Annotated in this window: 24 protein-coding genes; 15 read left to right on the top strand and 9 right to left on the bottom strand. The window is 72.4% G+C overall.

The window, feature by feature from the left end; all coding sequences use genetic code 11:
* Positions 1 to 34: 34 nt before the first annotated feature.
* The 3 genes from PVK74_RS17240 to PVK74_RS17230 all read right to left on the bottom strand — a co-directional run bounded on the left by PVK74_RS17240 (position 35) and on the right by PVK74_RS17230 (position 3,702).
* Positions 35 to 1,282, bottom strand: coding sequence for a phosphatidylserine decarboxylase (locus tag PVK74_RS17240; protein WP_043330939.1), 1,248 nt, complete (start codon positions 1,280 to 1,282; stop codon positions 35 to 37).
* A 159-nt stretch (positions 1,283 to 1,441) separates the two neighbouring features.
* Positions 1,442 to 1,843: a hypothetical protein gene (locus PVK74_RS17235; protein WP_043328346.1), complete on the bottom strand. Its 402-nt coding sequence runs from the start codon at positions 1,841 to 1,843 to the stop codon at positions 1,442 to 1,444.
* Positions 1,840 to 3,702, bottom strand: a complete 1,863-nt coding sequence (locus tag PVK74_RS17230; RefSeq protein ID WP_274476786.1) for a PspC domain-containing protein — start codon at positions 3,700 to 3,702, stop codon at positions 1,840 to 1,842. The genes PVK74_RS17235 and PVK74_RS17230 overlap by 4 nt, the downstream gene beginning before the upstream one ends.
* Positions 3,703 to 3,857: 155 nt before the next feature.
* Between PVK74_RS17230 and PVK74_RS17225 the strand changes: the two genes are divergently transcribed.
* From PVK74_RS17225 to PVK74_RS17195, 7 genes are all read left to right on the top strand, one after another.
* On the top strand, positions 3,858 to 5,129 hold the full coding sequence (locus tag PVK74_RS17225) for a PspC domain-containing protein (RefSeq protein WP_084213052.1): 1,272 nt from the start codon (positions 3,858 to 3,860) through the stop codon (positions 5,127 to 5,129).
* A gap of 1 nt (position 5,130) precedes the next feature.
* Positions 5,131 to 5,808, top strand: coding sequence for a response regulator (locus PVK74_RS17220; protein ID WP_030501521.1), 678 nt, complete (start codon positions 5,131 to 5,133; stop codon positions 5,806 to 5,808).
* 583 nt (positions 5,809 to 6,391) lie between these two features.
* A complete protein-coding gene (locus PVK74_RS17215) occupies positions 6,392 to 8,035 on the top strand; it encodes a peptide ABC transporter substrate-binding protein (RefSeq protein WP_043328348.1) in 1,644 nt (547 codons plus the stop codon).
* Positions 8,036 to 8,181: 146 nt separating this feature from the next.
* Entirely contained in the window at positions 8,182 to 9,108 is a 927-nt protein-coding gene (locus PVK74_RS17210; RefSeq protein ID WP_013288523.1) for an ABC transporter permease, read from the top strand.
* Positions 9,109 to 9,183: 75 nt separating this feature from the next.
* Entirely contained in the window at positions 9,184 to 10,167 is a 984-nt protein-coding gene (locus PVK74_RS17205) for an ABC transporter permease (RefSeq protein WP_043328349.1), read from the top strand.
* 25 nt (positions 10,168 to 10,192) lie between these two features.
* Positions 10,193 to 11,221, top strand: coding sequence for an ABC transporter ATP-binding protein (locus tag PVK74_RS17200; protein ID WP_043328350.1), 1,029 nt, complete (start codon positions 10,193 to 10,195; stop codon positions 11,219 to 11,221).
* Complete coding sequence (locus PVK74_RS17195) at positions 11,214 to 12,230, top strand: ABC transporter ATP-binding protein (RefSeq protein WP_043328351.1); 1,017 nt, start codon at positions 11,214 to 11,216, stop codon at positions 12,228 to 12,230. The genes PVK74_RS17200 and PVK74_RS17195 overlap by 8 nt, the downstream gene beginning before the upstream one ends.
* Before the next feature lie 73 nt (positions 12,231 to 12,303).
* Here the strand turns inward: PVK74_RS17195 and PVK74_RS17190 are convergent, their stop codons facing one another.
* Positions 12,304 to 12,657, bottom strand: a complete 354-nt coding sequence (locus tag PVK74_RS17190; protein ID WP_043328352.1) for a chorismate mutase — start codon at positions 12,655 to 12,657, stop codon at positions 12,304 to 12,306.
* Positions 12,658 to 12,945: 288 nt separating this feature from the next.
* Here PVK74_RS17190 and pcrA point away from each other — a divergent pair, with 288 nt between their 5' ends.
* On the top strand, positions 12,946 to 15,339 hold the full coding sequence (gene pcrA / locus PVK74_RS17185; RefSeq protein ID WP_064446564.1) for a DNA helicase PcrA: 2,394 nt from the start codon (positions 12,946 to 12,948) through the stop codon (positions 15,337 to 15,339).
* Between the two features lie 60 nt (positions 15,340 to 15,399).
* Here the strand turns inward: pcrA and PVK74_RS17180 are convergent, their stop codons facing one another.
* Both PVK74_RS17180 and PVK74_RS17175 read right to left on the bottom strand, forming a co-directional pair.
* Positions 15,400 to 16,161 (bottom strand): M23 family metallopeptidase, encoded by a 762-nt coding sequence (locus tag PVK74_RS17180; protein ID WP_274476784.1) that lies wholly within the window; start codon positions 16,159 to 16,161, stop codon positions 15,400 to 15,402.
* A 260-nt stretch (positions 16,162 to 16,421) separates the two neighbouring features.
* Complete coding sequence (locus PVK74_RS17175) at positions 16,422 to 17,132, bottom strand: M23 family metallopeptidase (RefSeq protein WP_043328356.1); 711 nt, start codon at positions 17,130 to 17,132, stop codon at positions 16,422 to 16,424.
* A 402-nt stretch (positions 17,133 to 17,534) separates the two neighbouring features.
* Between PVK74_RS17175 and PVK74_RS17170 the strand changes: the two genes are divergently transcribed.
* The 3 genes from PVK74_RS17170 to sucD all read left to right on the top strand — a co-directional run bounded on the left by PVK74_RS17170 (position 17,535) and on the right by sucD (position 20,442).
* Entirely contained in the window at positions 17,535 to 17,939 is a 405-nt protein-coding gene (locus PVK74_RS17170) for a coenzyme B12-dependent isobutyryl CoA mutase small subunit (protein ID WP_030501512.1), read from the top strand.
* 434 nt (positions 17,940 to 18,373) lie between these two features.
* Positions 18,374 to 19,552 (top strand): ADP-forming succinate--CoA ligase subunit beta, encoded by a 1,179-nt coding sequence (gene sucC, locus PVK74_RS17165; protein ID WP_043328357.1) that lies wholly within the window; start codon positions 18,374 to 18,376, stop codon positions 19,550 to 19,552.
* 2 nt (positions 19,553 to 19,554) lie between these two features.
* Positions 19,555 to 20,442: a succinate--CoA ligase subunit alpha gene (sucD, locus tag PVK74_RS17160; protein ID WP_030501510.1), complete on the top strand. Its 888-nt coding sequence runs from the start codon at positions 19,555 to 19,557 to the stop codon at positions 20,440 to 20,442.
* A 56-nt stretch (positions 20,443 to 20,498) separates the two neighbouring features.
* On the opposite strand, the gene PVK74_RS17155 is transcribed toward sucD, so the two are convergent.
* On the bottom strand, positions 20,499 to 20,768 hold the full coding sequence (locus tag PVK74_RS17155) for a hypothetical protein (RefSeq protein WP_043328358.1): 270 nt from the start codon (positions 20,766 to 20,768) through the stop codon (positions 20,499 to 20,501).
* Positions 20,769 to 20,927: 159 nt separating this feature from the next.
* Here PVK74_RS17155 and PVK74_RS17150 point away from each other — a divergent pair, with 159 nt between their 5' ends.
* The gene (locus PVK74_RS17150; RefSeq protein ID WP_043328359.1) at positions 20,928 to 22,253 is read left to right on the top strand and encodes a cell division protein PerM; all 1,326 of its coding nucleotides are present in this window, start codon (positions 20,928 to 20,930) and stop codon (positions 22,251 to 22,253) included.
* Between the two features lie 78 nt (positions 22,254 to 22,331).
* Here the strand turns inward: PVK74_RS17150 and PVK74_RS17145 are convergent, their stop codons facing one another.
* The gene (locus PVK74_RS17145; protein ID WP_274476783.1) at positions 22,332 to 22,877 is read right to left on the bottom strand and encodes a DUF4190 domain-containing protein; all 546 of its coding nucleotides are present in this window, start codon (positions 22,875 to 22,877) and stop codon (positions 22,332 to 22,334) included.
* 35 nt (positions 22,878 to 22,912) lie between these two features.
* Positions 22,913 to 23,209, bottom strand: coding sequence for a CD225/dispanin family protein (locus PVK74_RS17140; RefSeq protein ID WP_043328361.1), 297 nt, complete (start codon positions 23,207 to 23,209; stop codon positions 22,913 to 22,915).
* A gap of 179 nt (positions 23,210 to 23,388) precedes the next feature.
* Between PVK74_RS17140 and purN the strand changes: the two genes are divergently transcribed.
* The 3 genes from purN (at position 23,389) to PVK74_RS17125 (ending at position 26,168) form a co-directional block, all read left to right on the top strand.
* Complete coding sequence (purN, locus tag PVK74_RS17135) at positions 23,389 to 24,009, top strand: phosphoribosylglycinamide formyltransferase (RefSeq protein ID WP_069088272.1); 621 nt, start codon at positions 23,389 to 23,391, stop codon at positions 24,007 to 24,009.
* Positions 24,006 to 25,580: a bifunctional phosphoribosylaminoimidazolecarboxamide formyltransferase/IMP cyclohydrolase gene (gene purH, locus PVK74_RS17130; protein WP_043328363.1), complete on the top strand. Its 1,575-nt coding sequence runs from the start codon at positions 24,006 to 24,008 to the stop codon at positions 25,578 to 25,580. Before purN ends, purH begins: the two co-directional genes overlap by 4 nt.
* 147 nt (positions 25,581 to 25,727) lie before the next feature.
* Entirely contained in the window at positions 25,728 to 26,168 is a 441-nt protein-coding gene (locus PVK74_RS17125) for a hypothetical protein (RefSeq protein WP_274476782.1), read from the top strand.
* Positions 26,169 to 26,330: the final 162 nt, after the last annotated feature.

Below are 26,330 nucleotides of genomic sequence, written 5' to 3'. Positions count from 1 at the left end.
CGCCGCAGCGGCGCCCCTTCTTCGTGTCCGGCGTTCAGCGCCAGCGGGCGATCACCGTCGCGCCGCCGACCACCTTGTCGCCCGGACCGACCAGCGGGTCCGCCGCGTCGGCCGGCAGGTAGACGTCGGTACGCGAGCCGAACCGGATCAGGCCGAAGCGCTCACCCCGGGCCAGCAGCGAACCGACCGGCGCCCGCTGCACGATCCGGCGGGCGATCAGCCCGGTGCGCTGCGCCACGACCACGGTGCCGTGGTCGGTGTCCAGCACCGTGTACGCCGCCACGTTGTGCTCGGCATCAGGCTTCATGGCGTTGACGAACCCGCCGTCGGCGACGAAGTAGTCCACCACCTTGCCGGCCACCGGGGCGCGGTTGACGTGCACGTCCAGCACGGACAGGAACACCGCGATCCGCAGCCACTCGCCGTCGCCGAAGCGCTCGTCCTGCAGGCGCTGCACGGAGAGCACCTGGCCGTCCGCCGAGGCGACCACTGCCGACGGGTCCTCCGGCACGTCCCGCTCCGGGTCCCGGAAGAACGCGGCCACCGGCGCGGCGGCCAGCGCCGGAAGCAGCCAGAGCTTCGACTTCGGGCGGGCGGCCCGGGCCAGGGCGGCCAGGCCGAGCGTGATGCCGGCGGCGGCCACCCCGTTCGAGTCGATGTGCATGCCCCGGGTCAGCGGCACGCTCGACGGCCGGTACGCCGGGGACAGCGAGGCCGCGAGCGCGACCGGCGCCGGGGTGAACCGCAGGTGGTGCACGCGTACCGGCGGGGTGTTGCGCAGCACCAGGTCGGTGCGTACGCCGTGCAGCACGCCCTGCCGGTCCAGTTCGCCGTCCGCGCCCTCGGTGCGGAACAGCGGCGCGGCGACGCTCAGCACCGCGCCGTCGGCCAGGTATTTCGTCAGCCCGTCCACAGCGGCACGCGCCTGTTCGGCGGTGCCGGTGAACGGCTCGGCGACGACCACCACGGCGGCGGCGTCCGCCTCGGCGAGGGTGTCGACCACCCGTACCCGGTCGGCGACCCAACGGCCCTGCGCGGTGACGTGCTCCCGCAGCGCGGCCGCCGCGGCGCCCTCCGCCGGCACCACTGTGAGCCGGTCGCCGGGTAGCAGCGCCTCGATCGCCGCGGCCAGCACCGCGGACTCCGGAGTCGCGCCGACCAGCAGGCCGGCCTTCGGGTCGTTACGCCGGGCGAACTCGCTGACGAGCGTGCGGGCGGCGCGCTCGCCGATGCGGACCGCACCGGAGGGACCGGTGACGCGCACGGCGGGGGACTGGGTCATGTCGGGCGGGCTCCTGACGAGGTAGCGGACGGACGGGCGGCGGCTCTCCGGCGACCCGGCCGGCGGCTCCGGCGTGGTCGGGTGCGCGGGCCGGCCGGCGGAGGCGAGATCTCCGCCGACCAGCATAGGCCGCGTTCCGAGGGCCCCGCAGTGGCGCGGTCAGGCCGGGTCGCCCGGCGTACGCCGTTCCTCGCGTGTCTCGTCCGCCGGCGGGTCCACCGCCGGCATCTCGCGGGTGGCGGGCCCCGCGTCGTCGGTCGTCGCCTCGGTGGCCCACTCGTCGGCCACGTCGGACGTCGTCTCGCCGTCGCCGGCCGGGCTGTCGTCCCGGTACGGCGCGGAGACCGTCGCCTCCGGCGGCGCGGGCTGCTCCGCGGCCCGCCCCGAGCGCAGCGCGCCGATCAGCCCGAGCAACCCGATCAGGACCAGGCCGCCGGCCAGGAACCAGCCGACCGGAGGTACGGACAGCCCGAGGATGCGGGCCAGCAGCCACCAGACGGACAGGCCGAGGAAGACGAGTCCGAAAGCGAACGACACGATGTCGGTGCGGTGCGCCTTCATCGGGTCACCTCCAGCTTGCCGGCGTTCACGTGGATGTAGAGGCGCAGCTTGCCCCCGCCGGGGCCGTCGGCGCCGGTGTCGGTGCTCTCCCACTGGCGGTTGCCGAGCCCGCCGCTGCGCTTGCCGAAGACCGAGGCGTCACCGGCGTTCACCTCGGCGACGGTTGTCACGTCCACGTCCGGCGGTACGACCACTGTGGCGTTGCCGAGGTTCACGTCGAGGGTCACCTGCACGTCCTGCTTGTCGAAGTTGATCCCACGCAGGTCGAGCACGGCGTCACCGAGGTTGTTCTCGTACCGGTCGGCCAGGTCGCGCAGGTCGGTCGGCGCCCAGGTGACGTTGCCGTCGATGCCGCGCACCCGGTCGTAGGACTCGGCGACGGTGGCGATGCCGAGCGCCGCCGCGGTCACCAGGCCGAGGGCGATGAGCCAGCGGGCCCGGCCGAACCAGGTGCCCACGAGCAGGCCGAGGCCGATGGTGGCGAGTACCGCGGCGAAGTAGCCGGCGGCGCCGACCGGGAAGACGTCGAGCAGGTCGAGCATGGCCACCACGCCCAGCGCCAGGAAGATCAGCGAGAACGTGATCGCGCCGAGCGGGGACCGCTCCTTGGGCCGCTTCGGCGGTCGTGGCGGCCGGCCCGGCGGTGGCGAGGGCGGCGACCCGGCGTACGGGCCGTGCGGGGCGAACGGCGGGCGGTATCCGCCGGGCGGCAGCGGCGAGCCCACCGGCGCGGGGGGCGGCACGGCGGCCGGCTCACCCAGCGGGGCACCGGTGCCCGGCGCACCCGGCCAGGAGGGCGCCGCGCCGTAGGCCGGCCAGGTGGCGGTGTCCGCGACCGGACCGCTCACCGGGGGCATCGCGGCGGTCGTCGGCTCGGACCAGCCCGGCCGGGTGCCGGCCGCGGCGGGCCAGCCCGGCGCCGGGAGCGTCGGGTAGCTCGTCCCGGCCTCCGGGAGGCCCGGCTCGCGTCCCGGCGTCGCCGGGTGGCCCGGGCCGGACGGGGACGCCGGTTGGTAGCCGGGCTCGGAGGCGGGCGCCGGGGGATAGCCCGGCTCGGTGCGGCCGGCCGGCGGGTAGCCGGGCTCGGCGTGGGCGGCGTACGACGCTGCTCCGGGGCGTACCGGTGGCGTGGTACCGACCGGCGGCGCGGCGGTCCACGGCGGCCCGGCGGCCCCCGCGGTCCACGCGCCGGGGGCCGGCGGCGCGGGCCAGGCCACCGGCGGCACCGGACCCGGCACCGGACCCGGCACCGGGCCGGGCGGCGGTGCCGGCTGAGCCGGCTGAGCCGGCCGCTGCCCCGGGCCGCGCTGCTCGCGGTTGAGCAGCAGCGCGCCGCCGATCAGGATCACCGCGCCCAGCAGGATGGCCCGGAACCCGTCGGTGACGACGTAGGCGAAGCCGAGCGCCACCACGATGCCGAGCACGATCACGGTGATCGGGGACATGCTGGACCGGCCGCGGCCGAGCATGGCCTCCACCGGGGAGGCGGTGTCGCCCTCGCCGGGGATGATCAGCCAGCCGGCGACGTACACGATGATGCCGATGCCACCGAAGAAGCCGAGCACGGCCAGCAGCACGCGCCACAGCACCGGGTCGGTGTTCGTGGCCCGGCCGATGGCGGCGCACACCCCGGCCAGGTAGCGGCCCTCGCGGGGGCGCACCAGCCCGTACCGGGTGGTGAAGCCGGCGGCACCCGGCGGCGGGGCGTACCCCCCGGGTGGCGGGCCGGTGAACGGCTCGCCGCCGCCGGGCGGCGTGGTCGCGTGGTCGGTGGGGGGCGCCGACCCCGGTGGGGGCGGCGGCGGGGCGTCCTGTGCTGCCGCCCAGGGGCGGGGCGGACGGGCAGCGTCCTCGGTCATGCCTCCGATACTGCTTGCCCGGCCGCCCGGACTGCCTCAGGACCCGACCCTGACCCCACCCTGAGATCCGCCGGTGGCGAAAGTCCGGGGCGTCCCCGTGGTCCGGGACGTCGCCGCCGTGTGACGATCTGAGCGTCGGCGCCGCCGCCCTCTCCATCTCGACCTGGGAGTTTCCGATCAGCAGCACCCCTGCCCCGCACGCCCCGCGCCTCTACCGGGCCACCGAGCACCGGCTGGCCGCCGGGGTGGCCGCGGGCATCGCCGAGCACCTGGGCATCCCGGTGCTGCGGGTGCGGATGGCGTTCATGGTCCTGCTCGGGCTCAGCGGCCTCGGGCTGCTGCTCTACGCAGCATTCTGGGCGGTGGTGCCACCCCGCCCCGGCGACACCGCCGTCCCGCCGCGCCGTGACCTGGCCCAGCTGCTGCCGTTCGTGGCGATCGGGCTGGGCGTACTGCTGTTGCAGGTCTTCGCCTTCAACTCGGTGGGCGCGGCCGGCACCGCCGGCTGGCTGGTGGCGATCATCGCGGTCGGCGCGGGCGTCATCTGGCACCAGTCCGGGCCGGAGCGGCGCCGGCAGTGGGGCGACGCGGCGGTGCCCTGGCTGGGCGCGGTGGTGGAGGAGACCGACCGGCGCGCGTTCGTGCTGCGCTTCATCGGCGGCGGCGTGCTCGTCGCGGTCGGCATCATCGGCGTGGCGGCCGTCTACTCGCCGGCGCAGAACTTCGACGCGGTGCTCAACGGCGTGATCTTCGCGCTGGTCGGGCTGGCCGGCGTCGGCGTGGTGACCGGCCCGGTGCTCTGGCGGACCTGGAACCAGCTCCGCTCGGAGCGGGAGGGACGCATCCGCGAGCAGGAGCGGGCCGAGCTGGCCGCCATGGTCCACGACCAGGTGCTGCACACGCTGGCCCTGATCCAGCGCAACGCCAGCGACGTCAAGACGGTGCAGCGGCTGGCCCGTGGCCAGGAGCGCTCGCTGCGCAACTGGCTCTACAAGCCGACCGCCTCGCCGACCGAGCGGTTCGCGGCCGCGCTGGAGCAGGCCGCCGCCGAGGTGGAGGACACGTTCGCCATCACTGTCGAGGCGGTGGTCGTCGGCGACCGGGAGACCGACGAGCGGGTCGGCGCGCTCGTGGCCGCCGCCCGGGAGGCCCTGGTCAACGCGGCCCGGCACGCCGGTGTGCAGACCGTGTCGCTCTACGCCGAGGTGGAGCCGGAGCAGGTGAGCGTCTTCGTCCGGGACCGGGGCAAGGGCTTCGACCCGGATACGGTGGAGAATCACCGGCACGGCGTCCGAGGATCGATCATCGGGCGGATGAAGCGGCACGGCGGCCGGGCGGAGATCCGGTCCGAGCCGGGAGAAGGGACCGAGGTCCGGCTGATCCTGCCGATCAGCGGCTCCGGCTCCACGGCGGAAAGGGACAGGTGACATGTCCGAGCAGGAACCGGTCGAGGGCACGGCGCCGCGCGGGCCGCTGCGGGTCTTCCTCGTCGACGACCACGCGATGTTCCGGGCCGGCGTGCGCGCCGAGCTGGGCGCGCGGGTCGAGGTGGTCGGCGAGGCCAGCTCGGTGGCCGAGGCGGTGACCCGGATCGCGGCCACCGCGCCGGACGTGGTGCTGCTCGACGTGCACATGCCCGACGGCGGCGGCCGCGCGGTGCTGGAGGCGATGCGGCGTACCCACCCACAGGTGCGGTTCCTCGCGCTGAGCGTGTCCGACGCCGCCGAGGACGTGATCGGGCTGATCCGGGCCGGCGCGCGGGGCTACGTCACCAAGACGATCTCCCCGGAGGAGCTGACCGACGCGATCCGCCGGGTGGCCGACGGGGACGCCGTGTTCAGCCCCCGGCTGGCCGGGTTCGTGCTTGACGCGTTCGCGTCCCGGCCGGACGCGCCGGTGGCCGACCCCGAGCTGGACCAGCTCACCAACCGGGAGCGCGAGGTGCTCCGGCTGCTCGCCCGCGGGTACGCCTACAAGGAGATCGCCAAGGAGCTGTACATCTCGATCAAGACGGTCGAGACGCACGTCTCCAACGTCCTGCGCAAGCTCCAGATGTCGAACCGGTACGAGCTGTCCCGCTGGGCTGCCGACCGCCGCCTGGTCTGAGCTCACGTCGCTCGGCGACCCCCTGGGAGGCATCGTCCCCCCGGGGGGTCGTTGTTGTCCGCACAGTCGACGTCGGTATCCTCCGGACGGACAAAAAAGCCGCAGCCGTGCGCCCGTTGACGGCCCGGAGCGGGCGCGGTCCACGTCACAGCGCATGCGGGCGGCAGGGATGCCCGTCAACCTCCATGTGCCCGTCTTGCCTGTTCAGGGCCCTATCGTCCGTACGCTTTGTGATCTTTTCTCAAGTATCGGCAACGTGGCGGGCAACTAACGTCTTGATAACGGCACCTTCACGGAAAGGGCCGGTGGGTGTCACAGTGGCAGCACCTCACCCCCCGGTGTGAGGCATCTCGTCGGGCCTGCCGACCACGTGGACGCCGCCACCAGCGTCGCCGCGTGGTTGTCGACCCTGCGCGGTGCCCACGTCCAAGGTGTGGCGCCCGGCGGATCGGTACCCCTGGGGTGTCCCGAAATCCTCTGCGGTAAACCGACGTCCGGCTTGTCCGGGTCGCCGGTGGTGTCACCCCCAAACGTGCGTGAAACCCACGACGGAACCAGGTTAAGAAAGAGGAGGCCCCTCGGAATGAGAGTCTCGAAGCGGGCGAGCGGCGCGCTCGCGGTGGGCGCGGCATTCGCGCTCGTCGCGTCCGGCTGCTCCAGCGGGAACAACGACGGTGGCGACGCCGGCGCCAGCTCGGACGGCGCGATCGTCATCGACGGTACCCAGCCGGAGAACCCCCTGGTTCCGGCGAACACCACCGAGACCGGTGGCGGCGCGATCATCGACTGGATGTGGAGCGGTCTGGTCGAGTACCCCAACAACGGTGGGGCGCCGCAGAACCTGCTCGCCGAGTCGATCGAGACGAGCGACTCGAAGGTCTTCAAGATCAAGATCAAGCAGAACACCAAGTTCCACGACGGCACCACCGTCAAGGCCGAGAGCTTCGTCAAGGCCTGGAACTGGGCGGCGTACGGCCCGAACGGCGCGCAGAACGCCTCCTTCTTCTCCGACATCCAGGGCTTCGACGAGGTCTACACCGAGGACCCGGACGGCCCGGACGGCCCGCAGAAGGCCCCGGAGCCCAAGGCCAAGGACATGTCCGGCCTCAAGGTCGTCGACGACTGGAACTTCGAGGTCACGCTGAACGCGCCGACCGCCGTGTTCCCGACCAAGCTCGGCTACAGCGCCTTCGTGCCGCTGCCGGACGCCTTCTTCTCCACCACCCCGGCGGAGTTCGGCAAGAAGCCGATCGGTAACGGCCCGGTCAAGCTCGTCTCCTGGCAGGACGACGTCGAGATCAAGCTGACCCGCTTCGACGACTACAGCCTGCGCGACAAGATGAAGATCAAGGACGTCACCGTCAAGATCTACCAGGACGACACGGCGGCCTACAACGACCTGCTCGCCGGCAACCTGGACTTCCAGCAGCAGGTTCCGGTCTCCGCGCTGGCCGGTGACAAGTGGAAGACCGACCTGGCCGAGCGGGCCATGTCCTCGACCACCCCGTCGACCGGCATCATCGCCTTCCCGATCTACGACAAGCGCTTCCAGAACCCGAAGCTGCGCAAGGCGATCTCGCTGTCCATCGACCGGCAGGCGATCACCGACAAGATCTTCTTCGGTACCCGTAAGCCGGCCGACAGCTGGGCCAACCCGCTGACCCCGGGCGCCGAGCCGGGCAACTGCACCGCCTGCAAGTTCGACGTGGCCGAGGCCAAGAAGCTCTACGCCGAGTCCGGTGGCTTCCAGGGCAAGCTGACCCTGTCGTACAACGCGGACGCCAGCCACAAGGAGTGGATGGAGGCCGTCGCCCAGCAGATCAAGACCAACCTGGGCATCGACGCGGTCGCCGTCGGCGTGCCGACCTTCGCGGTCTTCCGCGCCAACATCAACGCCTACAAGATGACCGGCGCGTACCGGGCCGGCTGGCAGCAGGACTACCCGGACGTGGAGAACTGGATCAACCCGCTCTACGTCACCGGTGGTTCCTCGAACGACGGCAAGTACAGCAACCCGCAGGTGGACGCCCTCTCGAAGGAGGCCACCGCGGCCCCCAGCATCGAGGAGGCCCACAAGAAGTTCGCTGAGGCCGTCAAGCTGATCGACCAGGACGTTCCGTCGATGCCGATCTACTTCGGTGGCCAGCAGTCCGGCCACTCGGAGAAGATCAAGAAGCTCGAGCTGACCAACGTCGGCGAGCTCGACATCACCTCGGTCGAGCTCTGATCCGAACGCTCTGACCCCGGGTCGGGCTCGCCTACCGGTGAGCCCGACCCGGGGCCGTTCCGCGAGGGGGTGTACAACGAACCCCTCGCAACGTTGTCGCCGCCGCGCCGGCCCGCCCCGGCGCTCCCTGTCTGGAGGACCACCCCATGGGCCGTTATCTCTTGAGACGGCTGCTGCAACTCGTGCCGGTGTTCATCGGTACGACGTTCCTGATCTACTGGCTCGTCTGGTCAGTGCCCGGTGACCCCTTCGCCGGCAAGTGCGGCGACCGCGGTTGCCCGCCGAACTACCGCGCCATGATGACCGAGAAGTACAACCTCGACGAGTCGATCTGGGTGCAGTACGCCAGCTACATGAAGAACCTTCTGCAGGGTGACTTCGGTATCACGTTCGGCGGTCGCGAGATCAGCGACATCATCGCCACGTCGTACCCGAACACCCTGAAGCTGGCGGTGGTCGCCCTCGCCATCGAGGCCGTGATCGGTCTCGGCGCCGGCATCCTCACCGGCCTGCGGCGCAACGGCTTCCTGGACAACCTGGTCCTGGTCTCCACCCTCTTCCTGATCGCCCTCCCGGTCTTCGTCATCGGCTTCGTGCTGCAGTGGCTGCTCGGCGTGAAGTGGGGCATCATCAACCCGACCGTGTCCAACGAGATGCGGTTCAGTGAACTGATCGTGCCGGGCTTCGTGCTCGGAAGCGCATCGATGGCGTACATCGCCCGGGTGGCGCGTACGAGCATCGCCGAGAACCGGCGTGCCGACTACGTCCGCACCGCGATCGCCAAGGGCCTCCCGATGCGCCGCGTGGTCGGCGTGCACCTGCTGCGCAACTCGCTCATCCCGGTGGTCACCCTGCTCGGCACCGACCTCGGCGCGCTGATGGGTGGCGCGATCGTGACGGAGGGCATCTTCGGCATCAACGGCATCGGCCGTCAGGTGCTCCGCTCGATCGTCACCAAGGAGAGCGCTACCGTTGTCGGCATCGTCGTGGTGTTGGTGCTCGTCTATCTCATCATGAACCTGGTGGTGGACCTGCTCTACGCCGCCCTCGACCCGAGGATCCGCTATGAGTGACCGCCGCAGCGTACGAAACGTCCCAGCAGTCTGCGCGGGTAACCACGCCCGCGCCGAGCGCAGCGAGGTACGGGCATGAGTGACCCGAATACCGCGTCGATCGTGTCGACGCCGCCCGCGACCATGCCCACCGAGGCGGGGTCGGGCGCGCCCACCAACGCGGGCCTGCCGGAGAGCGCGAAGCAGAACAAGCCGCGTGGCCTGCTCGGTGACGCCTGGATCGACCTGCGCCGCAAGCCGCTGTTCTGGATCTCGGCGACGATCATCCTGATCTTCCTCGTGATGGCGGCCTTCCCGTGGCTGTTCACCTCCGGCGACGCGGTCAACGGCTCGCTTGACCGCAGCCGGGTCGAGCCGTCGTCGGCCGCCTGGTTCGGCTACGACGTGCAGGGCCGCGACGTCTACGCCCGGGTCATCTACGGCGCCCGCGCCTCGATCGTGGTGGCAGTGGTCTCCACCGTCCTGACGCTGCTCGTCGGCGGCACGATGGGCATCATCGCCGGCTACCGCGGCGGCTGGGTGGACGCGCTGCTGTCCCGTGTCGCGGACATCTTCTTCGGCCTGCCGTTCGTGCTCGGCTCGATCGTCATCCTGACCACGTTCAACGGCTCCGGCACCGACAACGGCGAGTGGACGATCATGGGCCTGGTCATCCTGTCCCTGAGCGTGCTGAGCTGGCCGGTGGTGATGCGGCTGATGCGCTCCTCGGTGCTCGCCACCAAGGAGGCCGACTACATCGTCGCGGCCCGCGCGCTCGGCGCCAGCACCGGCCGGATCATCCTCAAGCACCTGCTGCCGAACTGCCTGGCCCCGCTTCTGGTCTACGGCACGATCATGGTCGGCTCGTTCATCGGCGCGGAGGCCACGCTCTCGTTCCTGGGCATCGGCCTGAAGAGCCCGGTCGTCTCCTGGGGCATCATGATCAGCGAGGCGCAGAACTACATTCGGGTCTCGCCGTACCTGCTGTTCTTCCCCTCCGCGTTCCTCGTCGCCGCAGTGCTGAGCTTCGTCATGCTCGGCGAGGCGGTCCGCGAGGCCCTCGACCCGAAGCTTCGATAGGGGAACTGAGTTGTCCGACATTCTCGTGTCCGAGCAGTCCGCGCCGGGCGCCGACGGATCCGGTCGCCCCTCGGGCCGGCTGCTCGAGGTCGACGACCTTCGGGTGGAGTTCCGTACCCGGGACGGCGTCGCCAAGGTCATCAACGGAGTCACGTACCACGTCGACGCGGGGGAGACCCTCGCCGTGCTCGGCGAATCGGGCTCCGGCAAGAGCGTCACCGCGCAGACCATCATGGGCATCCTGGACACCCCGCCCGGGTTCGTCACCGGCGGCCAGGTCCGCTTCCACGGCAAGGACATGCTCACCATGTCCCCCGAGCAGCGGCGGCGGATCCGGGGCGAGGGCATCGCCATGATCTTCCAGGACTCGCTCTCGGCCCTCAACCCGGTTTTCACAGTCGGCTTCCAGATCGCCGAGCAGTTCCGCATCCGGCGCGGCATGAGCCGCTCGGACGCCAAGAAGCGCGCGATCGAGATGCTCGACCAGGTGAAGATCCCCAACGCCAAGGGCCGGTTCAGCAACTACCCGCACCAGTTCTCCGGCGGTATGCGGCAGCGCGCCATGATCGCCATGTCGCTGGCGCTGGACCCCGAGGTGCTGATCGCCGACGAGCCGACCACCGCCCTGGACGTGACCGTGCAGGCCCAGATCATGGACCTGCTCGGTGAGCTCCAGCGGGAACGGCAGATGGGCATGATCCTGATCACCCACGACCTCGGCGTGGTCGCCGACGTCGCGGACCGGATCGCGGTCATGTACGCCGGCCGGATCGTCGAGGAAGCCGACGTCTACGACCTGTACCGCAAGCCGGCACACCCGTACACGCTCGGCCTGCTCAACTCGATCCCGCGGATGGACGAGAAGGGCCAGGAGCTCCGCACGATCAAGGGCCTCCCGCCGAACCTGATGAACATCCCGCCGGGCTGCGCGTTCAACCCGCGCTGCCCGATGGCGCAGCCGGTGTGCCGGGAGAAGGTCCCGCCGCTGCTGCAACTGGGCAACGGCCGGGCCAGCGCCTGCCACTTCGCCGAGGAACTGGTGAACCGTGACTGAGAACATCATCGAGGTTCGTGACCTGGTCAAGCACTACCCCGTGACCCGGGGCGTGGTGTTCAAGAAGACCATCGGCCACGTCAAGGCGGTCGACGGCGTCTCCTTCGACCTAAAGGCCGGCGAGACGCTCGGCGTGGTCGGCGAGTCCGGCTGTGGCAAGTCCACGCTGGCCCGGGTGCTGATGAACCTGGAGAAGCCGACCGGCGGCCAGGTGCTCTACAAGGGCCAGGACATCTCCAAGCTCTCCGGTGGCGCGCTGCGTCGGCTGCGCCGGCAGATCCAGCTGGTGATGCAGGACCCGTACACCTCGCTCAACCCCCGGATGACGGTGGGTGACCTGATCGGCGAGCCGTTCGAGATCCACCCCGAGGTGGCTCCGCGCGGCAGCCGGCGCACCAAGGTCAAGGAGCTGCTCGACCTGGTCGGCCTCAACCCGGAGCACATCAACCGGTACCCGCACCAGTTCTCCGGCGGCCAGCGGCAGCGCATCGGCATCGCCCGGGCGCTCGCGCTGCGGCCCGAGGTGATCGTCTGCGACGAGCCGGTGTCGGCGCTGGACGTCTCCATCCAGGCGCAGGTGATGAACCTGCTGGAGAAGCTCCAGGGCGAGTTCGGCCTGTCGTACGTCTTCATCGCCCACGACCTGTCGGTGGTGCGTCACCTCTCCGACCGGGTCGCCGTGATGTACCTGGGCAAGATGGTGGAGATCGGCACCGAGGACGAGATCTACGAGCGTCCGACCCACCCGTACACCCAGGCGCTGCTGTCGGCGGTGCCGGTGCCCGACCCGACGGTGCGCGAGAGCAAGGCGATCATCCGGCTCCAGGGCGACGTCCCCTCGCCGGTCAGCCCGCCCTCGGGCTGCCGGTTCCGGACCCGGTGCTGGAAGGCGCAGGACGTCTGCGCCCAGGAGGTGCCGCTGCTCCAGATCCGGCCGGGCTCGGACCACCCGAGCGCCTGCCACTTCGCGGAGAAGCGGGAGATCGTCGTCACCCACGACGCGGCCTGAACCGAACCGGACCGCCTGCCGGCGTCAACTCGACGCCGGTAGGCGGTTCGTCGTATCCGGGGGCGTCACGGCGTCACAGCGGGCCGCGACCGGCGCGCAGCAGCAGGAGCGCGAGCTGGGTGCCGTCCGCGCCGAGCTCGGCCCGGAACCGCTCCAGGATCTCCCGTTCGCGGGAGAGCACGAGCCGGGTCCCACCGGAGGCCATCCGGGTCGCGCCGACCTCCTGGGAGAGCGCGGCCCGCTCCTGCCAGAGCGCGATGAGCGTGCTGTCGATCTCGTCGATCCGCCGCCGGATCTCACCGATCCGCTCGGCGGCCGTCGCGTCGTCGGTGCCGGTCCGGGACGCCGCGGCGCCGCTCGGGTCGGCGTCGGCCGGCCGGCCGTTGCGCGCCGGGCTGCCGCTGGACTCCACCACGTCAGTCATCATCGTCGTCCCTCTCGGGGCTCGGGCCCGGTACCCGGATCCCGGGACGGAAACGCCCCGGGCTCTCCGAGCCCGGGGCGTTTCGTAGGTCTGTGATCAGGCGCGACCCACGGCTGCCGGACTCCCGGTGCCGTAGTAAAAGTAGAAGCGCTGATCGAACACGTCGTCGAGTATGCCGACCACCCGGGCGGGCGCGCAAGAAGACGCACCAACAGGTGAGACGTGCCGCCGGGCGCCGACCGGCGGCGCGGGCGGGGAAGTGTCCGGCCGACGGCATAGACTCGGACTGCGATGCATCCTCTCTTCGACATCCCCGCGTCCCCGCCTGCGCCGGAGTCCCGGCCGACCCCGCCGCGCCGCCCCGGGGCCCCCGGGTCGGACCCGCAGGCCCTCCTCGACGGCCTGAACGGCCCCCAGCGGGACGCGGTGACCCACGCCGGCTCCCCGCTGCTCATCGTGGCCGGCGCCGGCTCCGGCAAGACCCGGGTGCTGACCAACCGGATCGCCTACCTGCTCGCCGCCCGGGACGTGCATCCCGGCGAGATCATCGCGATCACCTTCACCAACAAGGCCGCCGGCGAGATGAAGGAGCGGGTGGCCGCGCTCGTCGGCCCGCGCGCCCGGATGATGTGGGTGTCGACGTTCCACTCCGCGTGCGTACGCATCCTGCGGGCCGAGCACGAGCACGCCGGCCTGAAGTCGACGTTCTCGATCTACGACGCGGACGACTCGCGCCGGCTGATGCAGATGGTCGCCCGCGAGCTGGACCTGGACCCGAAGCGCTACCCGGCCCGGGGTCTGGCCGCCCAGGTGTCGAACCTGAAGAACGAGCTGGTCGACCCGGAGGAGTTCGCCGGCCGGGCCAAGGGGCCGAACGAGCGGGCGCTCGCCGAGGCGTACACGCTCTACCAGCGGCGGCTGCGCGAGGCGCACGCGCTGGACTTCGACGACCTGATCATGACCACGGTGCACCTGCTCCAGTCGCACCCGCACGTGGCGGAGAGTTACCGGCGGCGGTTCCGGCACGTGCTGGTCGACGAATACCAGGACACCAACCACGCCCAGTACGTGCTGATCAAGGAGCTGGTCTCCGGGACCGAGGGGATCCCGCCGGCCGAGCTGTGCGTGGTCGGCGACGCCGACCAGTCGATCTACGCGTTCCGCGGCGCGACCATCCGCAACATCCTGGAGTTCGAGCGGGACTTCACCGACGCCCGCACGATCCTGCTGGAGCAGAACTACCGCTCGACCCAGACCATCCTCAACGCGGCGAACGCGGTCATCGACCGCAACACCTCCCGCAAGCCGAAGCGGCTGTGGAGCGACGCCGGGGCCGGGGAGCAGATCGTCGGGTACGTCGCCGACACCGAGCACGCCGAGGCCGACTGGGTCGCCCGCGAGATCGACCGCCTGGTCGACGACGGCGACACCCGCCCGGGCGACGTGGCCGTCTTCTACCGCACCAACGCCATGTCCCGCGTGTTCGAGGAGGTGTTCATCCGGGTCGGCCTGCCCTACAAGGTGGTCGGCGGGGTGCGCTTCTACGAGCGCAAGGAGGTCCGCGACGCGCTCGCGTACCTGCGCGCGGTGGTGAACGACGACGACACGGTCAGCCTGCGGCGGATCCTGAACACCCCGCGCCGGGGCATCGGCGAGCGGGCCGAGGCGTGCGTGGAGGCGCTGGCCGCGCGCGACCGCATCTCCTTCGGCGCCGCGCTGCGCCGGGCCAAGGACGCACCCGGCATCTCCACCCGGGCCGCGAACGGCATCGCCGAGTTCGTCGCGCTGCTCGACGCGGCGCGGGAGCTGGCCGCCACCGGCACGCCGGAGGAGGTGCTGGAGGCGGTGCTGACCCGCTCGGGTTACCTGGCCGAGCTGGAGGAGAGCCTCGACCCGCAGGACGCCGGCCGGGTGGACAACCTCCAGGAGCTGGTGAGCGTCGCCCGGGAGTACACCGAACGGATCGAGGCGCTCGGCGCCGAGGACGAGCGGGCCACCCTGGCCGGGTTCCTGGAGCAGGTGGCGCTCGTCGCCGACGCCGACCAGATCCCCTCCGACGACCCGGACCACCAGGGCGTGGTCACGCTGATGACGCTGCACACGGCCAAGGGCCTGGAGTTCCCGGTGGTCTTCCTGACCGGCCTGGAGGACGGCGTCTTCCCGCACCTGCGCTCGCTCGGCGACACCCGGGAGCTGGAGGAGGAGCGGCGGCTGGCGTACGTGGGCATCACCCGGGCCCGCCAGCGTCTCTACCTGTCCCGCGCGGTGACCCGGTCGGCGTGGGGCGCGCCCGCGTACAACCCGCCGTCGCGGTTCCTGGAGGAGCTGCCGCCGGAGCTGGTCCGCTGGGAGCGCACCGAGGGGTCGTACACCTCGTGGGGTGGCGGGGGCGGCGGCGTCGGCGGCCGGGCGGACCGCCTGGGCCGCGGCGGCTTCGCCGGCGGCACGCCGAAGGCGACCGAGCTGGCGAAGCGGCTGGGCGTGGACGCCAGCCGGCTGTCCACGGCGAGTGAGCTGAAGCAGGCCCCGAAGGTCTCGGCCGGGGACCGGGTCAACCACCAGCGGTACGGCCTGGGCCGGGTGCTGGCGGTGGAGGGGGCCGGGCCGGGCGCCCGGGCGCAGATCGACTTCGGCGACCAGACGATGTGGCTGGTGCTGCGGCACGCCCCGATCGACAAGCTCTGAGCGTGAGCGGGCCCGGTCCGGCTCGTGGCCGGACCGGGCCCTGCCCCTGTCGTGGCGCGGTCAGCAGGCCACGTCGATGCCCCGTGCGCGCAGGAACGGCGCCGGGTCGATCTGGTTCCACATGGCGCCCTGGTGCACCTCGAAGTGCAGGTGCGGGCCGGTGGAGTCGCCGGTGGAGCCTTCGTAGCCGATGACCTGACCGGCGGTGACCTTGTCGCCCACGGCGACGGCGAGCCGGCTCTGGTGGGCGTAGTGGGTCAGGTAGCCGTTGTGGTGGTCGATGAAGACCGAGATGCCGTAGCCGTCGCCCACGTCGCCGGCCTTGACCACGGTGCCCGCCGCGGCGGCGTGGATCGGGGTGCCGGCCGGCATGGCGAAGTCGATGCCGGCGTGCTGGGTGCCCCAGCGGGGCCCGTAGCAGGACGTGATGTCCGCGCCCTTCATCGGGATGACCCAGGTCGGCTTCTTCGCCACCGCCTTCTTCGCCACGGTCTTCTTCGGCTTGGGCTTGGCGGTGGCCGTCTTCTTCGGCGCCGGGGCGGTCGCGCTCGGGCTCGGCGCGGGGCTGGCCGGGACGGCGGACGGGGTGATCGGTTCGCGGGCCGAGCGGTCGGCGCGGGCCGCGTCGTCGACGCGGGCCTGTACGCCGAGGTCGACGGCGGCCGGCGTCGGCGCGGACCGGTCGGCGACGGTGACCACGCCGCCGATGCCGAGGCCGAGCAGGGCCACCGCGCCGGTGACCACGTATACGGTGCGCCGGGCGCGGCGCGGACGCCGGTGCCGGGCGGGAGCGTTGTCCGGGGTGGGGCTGCTGTGCTGCACGGGATCCTTCACCAGTCGAGGGGCACGTGACCACGAAATACTGGTGTCGGCGCAGGTGGTGGCGGGTATCGGGTGGCCGGAGCAATGGCTGCGGGCCGTCGCGCCGTGCCCGGTTGCGGACCGGACGGGCGGTTCATCGGCGAAGACGATCACCTACCGATGTGGTCCCGCTCACACCGGCGGGTGTGACGTGGCAGACTTCCGCCAAAACGAAACCGCCCGGATCGTGTGATCCGGGCGGTGACGGGGCGTACTGAGCGTCAGGAGGCGGCTACGTCGCCGTAAATCGCTTCGATTTCGAGCTGGATGTCCACTCCGCGCTCCTTGAGGAACGCCACCGGGTCCTGCGGCTGGCCCTTGACATGGATCTCCAGGTGCAGGTGGGAGCCGTAGGAGTGGCCGGTGTTGCCGACCAGGCCGAGCTGGTCGCCGGCCTTCACCTCCTGGCCCTCCTTGACCGACACGGCGGAGGAGTGGCCGTAGATGGCCTCGGTGCCGTCGGAGTGCTTCACGATCACCGCGTAGCCGTAGCCGCCGAACCAGCCCGCCTTGGTGACCGTCCCGGCGTGGACCGCCTTGTACGGCGTGCCCTCCGGCGCAACCAGGTCGATGCCGGTGTGCAGCTTGCCCCAGCGCATGCCGTAGGGGGACTTGAAGTCGTAGCCGTGCAGCGGCAGGAGCCACGGGTCCTGCTCGGTGATCTTGCTGTCGGTGCGGTCGGACCGGGACGCGCGGTCGGCGCTGTCGGCACGGGCCGCCGCGTCCTGGCTGGCGACCGAGGCCTGCCGGAGCTCGTCGAGGACCGAGGGGTTGACGCTCTTGGCGTCAGGAAGGGCGTTCGCGCCGATGGCGACGATGCCGGCGCCGACGAACGCGGTGGTGACCACCGCCGCGTAGCGGCTCCGCGGGGGGGTGGGTACGCGACGGCGGCCGCGATAGCGATCGGGCTCAGACGACAGGCGCTGGCGCACGCACACCCTCCGTTGTCGGGGATCCGATGCGACTCCGGACCGTTCGGTGAAGCTCGGTGGAACCTCCGGTGTCGCGTCGTCACCCGTCCGTGGACCTGATGACAACCGTGGACACGTTAGCCAACTGCCACTCCTGTCACAAGCCGAAGCGCCGAACTGGCGATTCGTTATGTCCGTTTCCATCCTGTCTTGTCATGTCTCGTGCCGCCGGTCGGATGGGCCTCCGACTGTCCATTCGTCGCGGACAGTGACCGATCGGCGGAGGTGTCCGGCTTTCCGCGTCCGCGCCTGAGCGGTAGGAGAGTAGCCCGGGCGTGGGACGGTCCGGGCCCCGCTTTCCGCCCCCCGCTCCGCCGGGTTACCGTTCGTTCAGGTCAGTGTCCTGGTGAAAGGTGTGCGCAGATGAGCTCTCGTATCCGGGTCGTCGTCGCGAAGCCCGGCCTGGACGGCCACGACCGGGGCGCGAAGGTCGTCGCGCGTGCCCTGCGCGACGCGGGCATGGAGGTCATCTATACCGGCCTGCACCAGACGCCCGAGCAGATCGTGGAGACCGCCATCCAGGAGGACGCGGACGCGGTCGGCCTGTCCGTGCTCTCCGGCGCGCACATGACGCTGTTCAAGCGCGTACTCGAACTGCTCGCCGAGCGCGAGGCCACCGACATCGTGGTGTTCGGCGGCGGGATCATCCCCGAGGCCGACCTGCCGGAGCTGGAGCGGCTCGGCGTCGCGAAGATCTTCACCCCCGGCGCGACCACCGGGTCGATCGTCGAATGGGTGCGGGAGAACGTGGCCCAGCCGGTCGGCTGACCCGCCGCATCTGCGGCTCCGGGCACGGGGGAGGGGCCGGACGCACCCCTCACACGCCCGGCCCCTCTATGCACGATGCCCCGCCGCCACCCCTCGACCGACAGGGCATCGGCCGCTCCCGTCGTCGCGCTTGACCAGCGCTCCGACATCACACTCAACGACGCCCCCGACCGGCGGTTACGCCCGGTCCGGCACATCCCCCGGACGGCTGACAACCGCGGCCGCCGCCGCGTGCCGGCGCCGCCGGAAACCGGTGCCGGCCGAAGAGGGCTGTGCATTACCGCACACCCCGCACCCGCTCGGTTGCCGCCGGTTCCCATCTCGTTAGGCTGCGGCAAATGGCCTGTCTCTTCTGATGACAGGCGTCAAACTGATTTTCCAACGCTGGTGGCGGCGCGACGGCGCGCCGCGGAGACGGGACGGGACGCGCAAACGTGGACCTGTACGAGTACCAGGGGCGGGACCTGTTCGAGCGGCACGGCTTGCCCGTGCTCGCCGGCGGCGTCGCCACTACCCCGGAGGAGGCCCGCGCGATCGCCGAACGCCTCGGCGGTCGGGTGGTCGTCAAGGCGCAGGTGAAGGTCGGTGGCCGCGGCAAGGCCGGCGGCGTGAAGCTGGCCGAGGGCGCGGAGGAGACGGTGGCCCGGGCCACCGACATCCTCGGCATGGACATCAAGGGTCACACCGTCCACAAGGTCATGATCACCGTGACCGCGGACGTGGCCGAGGAGTACTACTTCTCTTACCTGCTCGACCGGGCGAACCGCACCTTCCTCTGCATCGCCAGCGTGGCCGGCGGCATGGACATCGAGCAGGTCGCCGCCGAGACGCCCGAGAAGGTCGTCAAGGCTCCGATCGACGCCAACACCGGCGTCGACGAGGCGAAGGCCCGGGAGATCGTCACCGCGGCCGGCTTCCCGGCCGAGGTCGCCGACCAGGTCGTCGACGTCGCGGTGAAGCTGTGGCAGGCGTTCGTCGCCGAGGACGCCACGCTCGTCGAGGTGAACCCGCTGGCCACCACCAAGGACGGCAAGCTGCTGCTCCTGGACGCCAAGGTCACGCTGGACGAGAACGCCGCGTTCCGGCACCCGGACCACGAGGCCCTGGTCGACCAGGCGTCGGTGGACCCGCTGGAGCAGGCCGCCAAGGCCAAGGACCTCAACTACGTCAAGCTCGACGGCGAGGTCGGCATCATCGGCAACGGCGCGGGCCTGGTCATGTCCACGCTCGACGTGGTCGCGTACGCGGGCGAGCGGCACGGCGGCGTCAAGCCGGCCAACTTCCTCGACATCGGCGGCGGCGCGAGCGCCGAGGTGATGGCGAACGGCCTGGAGATCGTCCTGTCCGACCCGTCGGTCAAGAGCGTCTTCGTCAACGTCTTCGGCGGCATCACCGCGTGCGACGCGGTCGCCAACGGCATCGTGCAGGCGCTGGCGCTGCTGGAGCAGCGCGGCGAGAAGGCCACCAAGCCGCTCGTCGTCCGTCTCGACGGCAACAACGCCGAGGCCGGTCGGGCGATCCTCGACGGCGCGGCCAACCCGCTGATCCAGCGGGTCGACACCATGGACGGCGCGGCCGAGCGGGCCGCCGAGCTGGCAGCTGCGGGGGTCTGACAATGGCTATCTGGCTGACCAAGGACTCCAAGGTCATCGTGCAGGGGATGACCGGTTCCGAGGGTTCCAAGCACACCCGGCGGATGCTCGCCGCCGGCACCAACGTGGTCGGCGGCGTGAACCCGCGCAAGGCCGGCACCACCGTCGACTTCGACGGCACCGAGCTGCCCGTCTTCGCGTCCGTCGCGGACGCGATGAAGTCCACCGGCGCGGACGTCACAGTCATCTTCGTGCCGCCGCAGTTCACCAAGGCCGCCGTGGTCGAGGCGATCGACGCCGGCATCGACCTGGCCGTGGTGATCACCGAGGGCGTGCCGGTGCACGACACCGCCGCGTTCTGGGCGTACAACAAGTCCAAGGGCGAGCGCACCCGGATCATCGGCCCGAACTGCCCGGGCATCGCCTCGCCGGGCGCGTCCAACGCCGGCATCATCCCGGCCGACATCACCGGCTCCGGCCGCATCGGCCTGGTCAGCAAGAGCGGCACGCTGACCTACCAGATGATGTACGAGCTGCGCGACATCGGCTTCTCCACCTGCGTCGGCATCGGCGGTGACCCGATCATCGGCACCACCCACATCGACGCCCTGGCCGCCTTCGAGGCGGACCCGGAGACCGACGCGATCGTCATGATCGGTGAGATCGGCGGCGACGCCGAGGAGCGGGCGGCCGAGTTCATCAAGGCCAACGTCACCAAGCCGGTGGTCGGCTACATCGCCGGCTTCACCGCCCCGCCCGGCAAGACCATGGGTCACGCCGGCGCGATCATCTCGGGCTCCGCGGGCACCGCCGACGCCAAGAAGGCGGCGCTGGAGGCGGTGGGCGTCAAGGTCGGCAAGACCCCGACCGAGACCGCCAACCTGATGCGGGAGCTCATGTCCGGCCGCTGAGCGGCCGTACCACGCGCCGAGGGGGCCGACCGGGGAACCGGCCGGCCCCCTCGCGTTCAGCGGTACCAGTACGGGTAGTACGAGTTGCCCCGGGCCCGCACGATGGCGCTGGCGACGATGTTGATCACACCGAACGCGATGGCCAGCCAGCCGAGCAGCTGCGACTTGCCGTTGCGCCGCGCGTCGCGGATCGACAGCGCGCCGAAGACGATGCCCAGGATGCCGCAGCAGAACAGGCCGAAGACGATGCCGAGGACGCCCCAGAGCGTGGTCCGGTCCCGGCCGACGGCCGGCGGCGGCGGTGGTGGCGGATACGGAGCGTGCACGGCTTCCTCCGAACGGTAGGCGCCGCGACGGGAATGGTCGCGTCTGAGGCCGAGGCTAGACCGGATCACCACCGCTGAGGCGGGGGTTCGGCGAACTCGCCGCGCTGCCGACCCGGTATCGGACTGCCGTCCTTCCCGCGGCGTGCCAGAGTAGACCCGATGTCACGTGTCACCCCTGACCAGCCACGCCGTCCGGCTTCCGGTCCCCGCGCCGGGGAACGGCCACCCGGCCGCGCCCGCCCGGCCGCGCGGGTGCCCGCGCCGCGCTCGGGCGAGGAGCCGCGCAGCCGGGCGCCGTTGCCCGTCGCGGCCGGGGTGGCGGCGCTCTGGGCCGCGCTGACCTCGTGGCTGCCGGTCTCCGTCGTGCTGGGCCTGGCCCAGCTCAGCGAGGACGCCGGCTCGCTCGGTGGCGCGCTGCGCGCCGGCCTGGCCGGCTGGCTGCTCGGGCACGGCGTGCCGCTGCAGACCACAGCCGGGCCGCTGGGCCTGATCCCGCTCGCGCTGAGCGCGCTCGCCGTCTGGCGGCTCACCCGCGCCGGCGTGCACGTCAGCCGGGCCGTCGGCGCGCGCGGGGCCGGCTCGCCCCGCCAGGCGCTCACCGTCGCGGCCGCCGTCGGGATCGCGTACGCGCTGCTCGGCGCGCTCGCCGCGTTCGCCGTCGACGCGGGCGGGCTGCGGGTCTCCCCGGTCACCGCCGCGCTCACGTTCGCCGCGTTCGGCGTGCCGGCCGCCCTGGTCGGGGCGCTGCGCACCACAGGCGTCTGGGCGCTGCTGACCGCGCGCTGCCCACCGCCGCTGCGCGACGGCCTGCGTACCGGCCTGGTCGCGGCGCTGCTGCTGCTCGGCGCGGGCGCGGGGGCGGCCGGACTGGCGGTGGCCACCGGCGGCGGCGACGCGGCCGACATGATCGGCGCCTACCGGACCGGGGTGGCCGGTCAGGCCGGCATCACCCTGGTCAGCCTCGCGTACGCGCCGAACGCCATCGCCTGGTCGGCCAGCTACCTGCTCGGTCCCGGGTTCGCCGTCGGCACCGACACCGCCGTCCGCACGAGTGAGGTGTCGGTCGGCGCGCTGCCGGCCGTACCGTTGCTGGCCGGCCTGCCCCGCGGCCCGATGGACGGGCTCGGCGCCGCGCTGCTCGCGGTGCCGGTGCTGGCCGCGATGGCGGCCGGCTGGCTCCTGGCCCGGCGGCTGATCCGGGCGGCCGCCGAGGAACGGGCCGATGTGGCCTGGCCGGCGCTGCTCGGGCCGGCCGCGCTCGCCGGACCGGTGGCCGGCGTGCTGCTGGGGCTGGTCGCGGCGGTCTCCGGCGGGCCGCTCGGCGGCGGGCGGCTGGCCGAGGTCGGCCCGTCGCCCTGGCCGGTGGCGGTGGTGGCCACCCTGGTGATCGCGGTGGGCGCGGTACTCGGCGCGGCCGCCACCCGCACCCTGACCCGCCCGGCGCGTCCGGCACCCCCGCCCCGCGCCACCCCGGCGCCCCGCTGATCCGTCCGGCGCCGCGCGGGGAGAGAGACGCGCGAGGGGCGCCCGGCGGTCGCCGGACGCCCCTCGTTCGAACGACGGTCAGGCGCCGAAGTTGTTCATGTTGATCGCAGCGCCCGCGATGGCGCTGACGATGCCGACGACCACGCCGACGGCGCCGCAGATCAGGGCGGCCCGCGCCTGGCCGGCGTTGCTGGCCTCGCCCGCCTGGACCTTCTTCTGGCCGAGCACGCCGAGGACGACCGCCACGATGCCGGCCGGGACACCCAGCAGCGGGCAGCACAGGCCGAGCACGATCGAGGCGATGCCGACGATCATGCCGGCCAGGCCCATGGTGTTGTTCTGGCCCTGACCCTGCGCCGGGCCGGCCGGGTAGCCGGCGGCCGGGTACTGCGGCGCGGCACCGTACGGCGGCTGCTGCTGCGCGTACGGGTCCTGGCCGTAGGCGGGCTGACCCGAGGTGGGCTGGCCGTACGGCTGGCCCGACGTCGGCTGCTGGCCGTACTGCGGCTGCTGGCCGTACTGCGGGGCCTGCGGCGGCTGGGCGTACGGGTCGTTCGGCTGAGCGGTCGGGTCCTGGTTCGGCTGCTGGCCGTACGGGTCCTGGCCGGGGTAACCGGGCTGCATGTCTGGGTGCTCCTCAGGTTCGGTTCGGTTGTGCGTCAGTTGCTGCCGCTGTTGCCGGCGATACCAGCCAGGCCGCCGAGGAGGCAACATCCCACCACGATGATGGCGATCCAGGCCAGGCCGGCGATGAGGGCCCACTTGGACCACTTCTTGGACTCGGCGGCGGCAGCCTGGGCGCCGGCGTAGTCGCCCTGCTGGATCAGCGGGTTGACCTTCGACGCGTTGATGATGGCCGGGATCGCGAGCGGCCAGAACAGGAAGATCGCGACGATGGACATCGTCATGTTGTTGTCGATCTGCTGCGGCTGCTGCGGGGGGTATCCGGGCTGCATGCGACGTACTCCTCGGTCCGACGGCACGCGGCGTGCCGGATTCTTCGTGGGGTGCGGGCCGGGCGCGAGGCCGGACACCGGGCGACCGGCAGCGTACCGCGAGCACGCCACCCGGGAGGTCAACCGTTGAGCCGCCGCCCCGAGGCCGGGGCGCCTGACCTGCCCGATAGGGTTGCCGCGTGACCGAGCCCGCGTCCGTCGCCCGCCTCGTCGTCCTCGTCTCCGGTTCCGGCAGCAACCTCCAGGCGCTGCTGGACGCCACCGCCGACCCCGGCTTCGGCGCCCGGGTCGTCGCCGTCGGCGCCGACCGGGACGGGATCGCCGGCCTGGACCGGGCCGCCGCCGCCGGCGTGCCGTCCTTCGTCGAGCGTGTCAAGGACCACCCCACCCGCGCCGACTGGGACAAGGCGCTCACCGCGCGGGTCGCCGAGCACCGGCCGGACCTGGTCATCAGCGCCGGGTTCCTCAAGCTGGTCGGGCCGGAGTTCCTGGCCGCGTTCGGCGACCGCTACCTCAACACGCACAACACGCTGCTGCCGGCGTTCCCCGGCATCCACGGCCCCCGTGACGCGCTGGCGTACGGCGTGAAGGTCACCGGGGCCACGCTGTTCTTCGTCGACGCCGGGATGGACACCGGGCCGATCGTGGCCCAGGTCGCCGTGCCGGTGCTCGACGGCGACGACGAGGACACGCTCACCGAGCGCATCAAGTCCGCCGAGCGGCGCCAGCTCGTCGAGCAGGTCGGCCGCCTGGTCCGTGAAGGCTGGACGATCACCGGAAGAAAGGTCACCATCCCGTGAACGCCACTGAGGACGCCGGCCGCCGCCCGATCCGGCGCGCGCTGGTCAGCGTCTACGACAAGACCGGCCTGGCCGAGCTGGCCCGCGCCCTGCACGGGGCCGGCGTGGAGATCGTGTCGACCGGGAGCACCGCGTCGACGATCTCCGGCGCCGGGGTGCCGGTCACGCCGGTCGAGCAGGTCACCGGCTTCCCGGAGATCCTCGACGGGCGGGTCAAGACGCTGCACCCGAAGATCCACGGTGGTCTCCTCGCCGACCTGCGCAAGGACGCGCACGCCGCCCAGCTCGACGAGCACGGCATCGCCGGCATCGACCTGCTGGTCTCCAACCTCTACCCGTTCCAGGCCACCGTCGCCTCCGGCGCCGACACCGAAGAGTGTGTCGAGCAGATCGACATCGGCGGCCCGGCGATGGTGCGGGCCGCGGCGAAGAACCACGCCTCGGTCGCGGTGGTGACCGACCCGGCCGCGTACCCGGCGGTGGTGGCCGCGCTCGCCGACGGCGGTTTCACGATCGCCCAGCGCCGGGCGCTCGCCGCCCGGGCCTTCGCCGACATCGCCGACTACGACGTGGCGGTGGCCGACTGGTTCGCCACCACCGTGGCGCCGGCCGAGGACGGCTGGCCGCAGTTCGCCGGGCTGGCGCTGCGCCGCCAGGCCGTGCTGCGGTACGGCGAGAACCCGCACCAGGCGGCGGCGCTCTACACCGATCCGGGCGCGCCGGCCGGGCTGGCCCAGGCCGAGCAGCTGCACGGCAAGGAGATGTCCTACAACAACTACGTCGACGCGGACGCCGCCTGGCGGGCCGCCAACGACTTCCCGGACCAGCCGGCGGTGGCGATCATCAAGCACGCCAACCCGTGTGGCATCGCGGTCGGCGCGGACGTGGCCGAGGCGCACCGCAAGGCGCACGCCTGCGATCCGGTCTCCGCGTTCGGCGGGGTGATCGCGGTGAACCGGCCGGTCGACGCGGCGATGGCCGGCCAGGTCGCGGAGATCTTCACCGAGGTGCTGGTGGCGCCCGGCTTCGACGAGGACGCGCTGGAGCTGCTGCGGGCCAAGAAGAACCTCCGCCTGCTGCGGGCGCCCGAGTTCGCTGTGCGGCCCGCCGAGTGGCGGCAGGTCAGCGGCGGCGTGCTGGTGCAGTCGCGGGACGCCGTCGACGCGCCCGGCGACGACCCGTCCGGCTGGACGCTGGCCACCGGCGACCCGGCCGACTCCGCGACGCTGCGCGACCTGGCGTTCGCCTGGCGGGCGGTCCGCGCGGTCAAGAGCAACGCGATCCTGCTGGCCCGCGACGGCGCCACCGTCGGCGTCGGCATGGGTCAGGTCAACCGGGTGGACTCGGCGCGGCTGGCGGTCAGCCGCGCCGGCGACGAGCGGGCCCGCGGCTCGGTCTGCGCCTCCGACGCGTTCTTCCCGTTCGCCGACGGCCCGCAGATCCTCATCGACGCCGGGGTACGGGCGATCGTGCAGCCGGGCGGCTCGATCCGGGACGAGGAGACCATCGCGGCCTGCAAGGCGGCCGGCGTCACCATGTACCTGACCGGGACGCGGCACTTCTTCCACTGACCAGGCCGTAATCGCCCGGGTGCGTCGGTCGTCCACCCGACGGACGCACCCGGACGCCGGGCCGTTGCCCGCCGCCGGAACCGGTTGCTAGCGTGTGCGCGGCGACGATCGACCGTCTCCGCCGCCCGTGAGACCGGCAGGTGTGCCATGCGCGTTCGCGACCGGTTGACCGCCGTCGTCGTCACGCTGGCCTTCGTCCTGGCCGGGCTGGGATCGGCCGCCGCGCCCGCCGTCGCACCGGCCCCCGCCCCGATCGTTGCCGCGCTCGCCGCCGCGCCGCCCGCCGATACGCCCGCCGCCGCGCCGCCTGCCGGAACGCTCGCCGCCGCGCCGTCCGCCGGAACGAGCCCGGTCGCGCTGCGTACCGCGTACCCCGGAATCTCCTGGTCGGGGCTTGCCGCCGGGCCGTGGCACGACCACGGCGGCGGCCTCGGCTACGCCGACGGACCGGACGACCTGGCCCCGGCCGCGCTCCCGCGCGTGGCCGGTCCGGCCGTGCCGGAACCCGTCGTGCCCGCGCCCCGGCCGCCGGTCGTGCCGCTGCCGCCGCGCGGCCCGCTCGCCGCGCGCGCCCCGCCGGCCGCCTGAGCCACGCCGGACCCGGGACCCGCACGCCGGGACACCTCACCCGAGCCGCACCGGCCCGCCGCGTCGACCCGGCGGTCCGTCGCGGGACACCGATCACGTACGGCGGCGCGCCTCAACGCCGCCGGGATCGCCCCGGGTCCACGCCCAACCCGCCGCAGCGGA

This window comes from Micromonospora chalcea, assembly GCF_028768405.1.
GTDB classification, from domain to species: domain Bacteria; phylum Actinomycetota; class Actinomycetes; order Mycobacteriales; family Micromonosporaceae; genus Micromonospora; species Micromonospora chalcea.
The sequence above is the reverse complement of the archived record's forward strand: the minus strand, read 5'-3'. Positions and strand labels throughout refer to the sequence as shown.

Bases quoted from the DNA above. Each gene is read 5' to 3' on its own strand.
- PVK74_RS17150 (WP_043328359.1), top strand. From the start codon at position 20,928: ATGTCACGTGTCACCCCTGACCAGCCACGCCGTCCGGCTTCCGGTCCC.
- PVK74_RS17235 (WP_043328346.1), bottom strand. From the start codon at position 1,843: ATGAAGGCGCACCGCACCGACATCGTGTCGTTCGCTTTCGGACTCGTC.
- pcrA (WP_064446564.1), top strand. From the start codon at position 12,946: ATGCATCCTCTCTTCGACATCCCCGCGTCCCCGCCTGCGCCGGAGTCC.
- PVK74_RS17205 (WP_043328349.1), top strand. From the start codon at position 9,184: ATGAGTGACCCGAATACCGCGTCGATCGTGTCGACGCCGCCCGCGACC.
- PVK74_RS17125 (WP_274476782.1), top strand. From the start codon at position 25,728: ATGCGCGTTCGCGACCGGTTGACCGCCGTCGTCGTCACGCTGGCCTTC.
- PVK74_RS17170 (WP_030501512.1), top strand. From the start codon at position 17,535: ATGAGCTCTCGTATCCGGGTCGTCGTCGCGAAGCCCGGCCTGGACGGC.
- PVK74_RS17140 (WP_043328361.1), bottom strand. From the start codon at position 23,209: ATGCAGCCCGGATACCCCCCGCAGCAGCCGCAGCAGATCGACAACAAC.
- PVK74_RS17240 (WP_043330939.1), bottom strand. From the start codon at position 1,282: ATGACCCAGTCCCCCGCCGTGCGCGTCACCGGTCCCTCCGGTGCGGTC.
- PVK74_RS17220 (WP_030501521.1), top strand. From the start codon at position 5,131: ATGTCCGAGCAGGAACCGGTCGAGGGCACGGCGCCGCGCGGGCCGCTG.
- PVK74_RS17215 (WP_043328348.1), top strand. From the start codon at position 6,392: ATGAGAGTCTCGAAGCGGGCGAGCGGCGCGCTCGCGGTGGGCGCGGCA.
- PVK74_RS17210 (WP_013288523.1), top strand. From the start codon at position 8,182: ATGGGCCGTTATCTCTTGAGACGGCTGCTGCAACTCGTGCCGGTGTTC.
- PVK74_RS17190 (WP_043328352.1), bottom strand. From the start codon at position 12,657: ATGATGACTGACGTGGTGGAGTCCAGCGGCAGCCCGGCGCGCAACGGC.
- PVK74_RS17230 (WP_274476786.1), bottom strand. From the start codon at position 3,702: ATGACCGAGGACGCTGCCCGTCCGCCCCGCCCCTGGGCGGCAGCACAG.
- PVK74_RS17145 (WP_274476783.1), bottom strand. From the start codon at position 22,877: ATGCAGCCCGGTTACCCCGGCCAGGACCCGTACGGCCAGCAGCCGAAC.
- sucD (WP_030501510.1), top strand. From the start codon at position 19,555: ATGGCTATCTGGCTGACCAAGGACTCCAAGGTCATCGTGCAGGGGATG.